Source organism: Streptomyces swartbergensis (assembly GCF_002148965.1).
GTDB classification, from domain to species: domain Bacteria; phylum Actinomycetota; class Actinomycetes; order Streptomycetales; family Streptomycetaceae; genus Streptomyces; species Streptomyces swartbergensis.
In genome coordinates this window covers 1-2,931 of the sequence record NZ_NGFN01000578.1, presented here as the reverse complement: position 1 = coordinate 2,931, position 2,931 = coordinate 1, and the positions used below count along the sequence as shown (strand labels likewise).

Sequence of the window (2,931 nt, the reverse complement as noted above, 5' to 3'; positions counted from 1 at the left end):
GCGGAGGCAGCTGACGTACGTCGGCCGCGCTCACGACGGGGGAGCCGCAACCACCGAAACACGCGGGGTCCGCACTGGGGCGGGCCCCGCGTTCCTGTGCCGGCCGGAGGACCCGGGGTTCCCGTCCGGAGGATGTGCCGAACCTCTGTCGGGCGACTCGGGGCGTGTTGTGGCGACTTCGCATGCCTGTAGGACAACTGCCGCCGAGCAGTGACGGATCGAGGCGTGACTCCGGCAACTGCGTCCGTCAATCGGGCACTTCCGGAGGACGGTGAAAGCCCGGGCCCGCGTCCGTCCCGGATCCCGGCGTGAGCCACGGCGCACCGGCGCACGCCTCCCCGGCACCGGCGCACGCCGTAGTTGAACAGTTGAGCTGTGGAGCCCTCTGAGGGATGGAAACCCTACGAACTTGGGTAAAAACGCTGTGGCGGCGCCACAGTTCATGATTCCCTCTAATGCACCAACGCAGCCCCTCGGACGTCCTGCGGACACCTTCCTGAAACCGGCCGACTGGGCTGACCCGGGCCGAATCCCCCCGGTGCGACCGGGGTGCAGCGGACCCATCTCCCTCTCCTTGTGTGCTTGCGGAGCCGATCCATGCTCACGACCCTGAACACCTCCTACACCGACACGCGCGCGGCCGATCTCGCCTGGGCCCTGGGGCGCGAGCCGCTTCCCGCACTGGCCACGCTCGACCTCGAACTGGCGGGCGTCAAACTTCAGTTGCGACTCCTCGGCGCGTCCCACCAGGTCCTGCTGGAGGAGGAGCGGGGCGTCTGCTCGGAAACGGTGGCGTGCATTCCGGGCAGCAGCACGCCGCTTCCGCTCGGCGTCGCCAAGCGGGTGGACGACTGGGAGTACGAGTTCGCGGCCCGGGTCGAGGTCCTCTCGCCCGGCTCCTTCGCGGGCCGCGCCCAGGAGTTGCTGGCCCTCGTCTCCGACCATCCGCACGGCCTGGCCGGCGTCTTCCCCGGCAGTCCGCACGCCTTCACGGCACTGCTGGCCCAGCACCACGAGGGACAGGTGCACTGGCGGACCTGGCACGCGTACCCGCAGGACGGGCAGTTGGTGGCGACCCGCACGAAGGTGGGCGTACGGGTGCCGGCGTCGGCCACCGCCGCCGACTGAATCTCCCCGGCACCTCACTCACTCGGCGAGCCGGATCGCATACCGGTCTCGGGCCTCTGTAAACCAGCACCACACGTGTGGGTGACGAACCGCAGTCGAGACGTGACGTAACGTCGCAGCGTGATCGAGCCGCACGCGCCCGCCCCGCCCGGTTCCCCGCCGCCCTGGAGCGCCCCGGGCGGCCCCGGCGGCCCGGCGCGGCTGCCCGTCCGGCCGGGCACCGGACGGTTCCTGGTCCTGGCGGGCGTGTTCGTCTGCGCGGCCTGTGGACTGGTGTACGAACTCGAACTGGTCGCCCTAGCCTCGTACTTGATGGGCGACTCAGTCACCCAGGCGTCCGTCGTGCTGTCCGTCATGGTCTTCGCGATGGGTATCGGCTCCCTCGCCGCGAAGCGGCTGCGCGGGCTCGCCGCGGCCGGCTTCGGCGCGGTCGAGGCGACCCTCGCCCTCGTCGGCGGGTGCAGCGCGATGGCCCTGTACGCCGTCTTCGCCTGGACCGGTGACTGGGGCGGGATGTGGGCCAGCGGGCCCCGCTGCCTCCTGGTCGCCTTCTCCCTCGCGACCGGGCTGCTCATCGGCGCCGAGGTACCCCTGCTGATGGAACTGATCCAGCGCATCCGCCGCCAGGACGCCGGCGGTGCGGTGGCCGACCTGTTCGCCGCGGACTACGTCGGTGCGCTCGTCGGCGGACTCGCCTTCCCCTTCCTGCTGCTGCCGTTCCTCGGCCAGCTCACCGGCGCGCTGATCACCGGCGCCGTCAACGCGGTCGTCGGGGGCGCCCTGGTGCTCGGCCTGTTCCGCCGGGACCTGACCCGGCGCGCCCGCTGGCTGCTGCTGCTCGCCAACGCGCTCGTGCTGGCGATCCTCGGCTCGGCCGCCGTCCTCGTCGACGACTTCGAGCGGGCCGCCCGGCAGGCGGTGTACGGCGGGGACGTACGGGTGGCGCTCCAGACCGGCGTGCAGGAAGTGGTCCTCACCGGGGGCACGCACGGGCGGCCCCTCGACCTGTTCCTCGACGGCAGGCTGCGGGTCAGCGGGGGCGACGAACCGCGCTACCACGAGGCCCTCGTCCACCCGGCCATGACCGGGCCGCACGCGCGCGTGCTGATCCTCGGCGGCGGTGACGGACTGGCGGCACGCGAGGTGCTGCGGCATCCCGGGGTGGACCGGGTCGACGTCGTCGAACTCGACGAGGAGGTCGTGCGGCTGGCCCGCACCGACCCGGCCCTGTCCGCGCTGAACAAGCACGCGTTCGGCGACCCGCGCGTGCGCGTGACCACGCAGGACGCCTTCGGCTGGCTGCGCGGAGCGCCCCCGGCCTCGTACGACGTGGTCCTCTCGGATCTTCCGGACCCGGGCATCACGGCCAGTACGAAGCTGTACTCGCAGGAGTTCTACGGCCTCGCGCGGCGGGTGCTCGCCCCCGGCGGCCGGCTCGTGGTGCACGCCGGGACCGTGGCGTCCAGCCCGCGGGTGTACTGGACGGTGGAGGCGACCCTCCGCGCGGCCGGTTTCCGCACCGCCCCGTACTGCGCGGGCGGCCGCCACGCCGGTTTCGCCGTCGGCCCCGACCGCACCCCCGCCGACCGCTCCCGGGCGCCCCGGGACTGGGGCTTCGTCCTGGCCGCCCGTACGGAGCCGCGGCCGCGTCTCGACCCGGACGGCCCGCGCCCGTACGTCCTCACGGACGCGTCCCTCGCGGCGGGGGAGCGGGCGGCACGGGGCACGCGGATCTCGGGGCTGCCCGCGTCGACACTGGTGCATCCGCGCTACTGAGCGGGCCCGGGGCGGCCCGGCGAGGGC

At 73.2% G+C, this 2,931-nt stretch carries 2 protein-coding genes; both read left to right on the top strand.

Annotated features, from left to right (window positions below; all coding sequences use genetic code 11):
- The first annotated feature begins 597 nt into the window (after nt 1–597).
- The gene (locus CA983_RS42280) at nt 598–1,128 is read left to right on the top strand and encodes a DUF2617 family protein (protein WP_167407557.1); all 531 of its coding nucleotides are present in this window, start codon (nt 598–600) and stop codon (nt 1,126–1,128) included.
- 120 nt (nt 1,129–1,248) lie between these two features.
- Nucleotides 1,249–2,904 carry a polyamine aminopropyltransferase gene (locus CA983_RS42275; RefSeq protein ID WP_086605937.1) on the top strand — a complete coding sequence of 552 codons (1,656 nt, stop codon included), beginning with the start codon at nt 1,249–1,251 and terminating at the stop codon, nt 2,902–2,904.
- Nucleotides 2,905–2,931: the final 27 nt, after the last annotated feature.

Bases quoted from the DNA above. Each gene is read 5' to 3' on its own strand.
- CA983_RS42280 (WP_167407557.1), top strand. From the start codon at position 598: ATGCTCACGACCCTGAACACCTCCTACACCGACACGCGCGCGGCCGAT.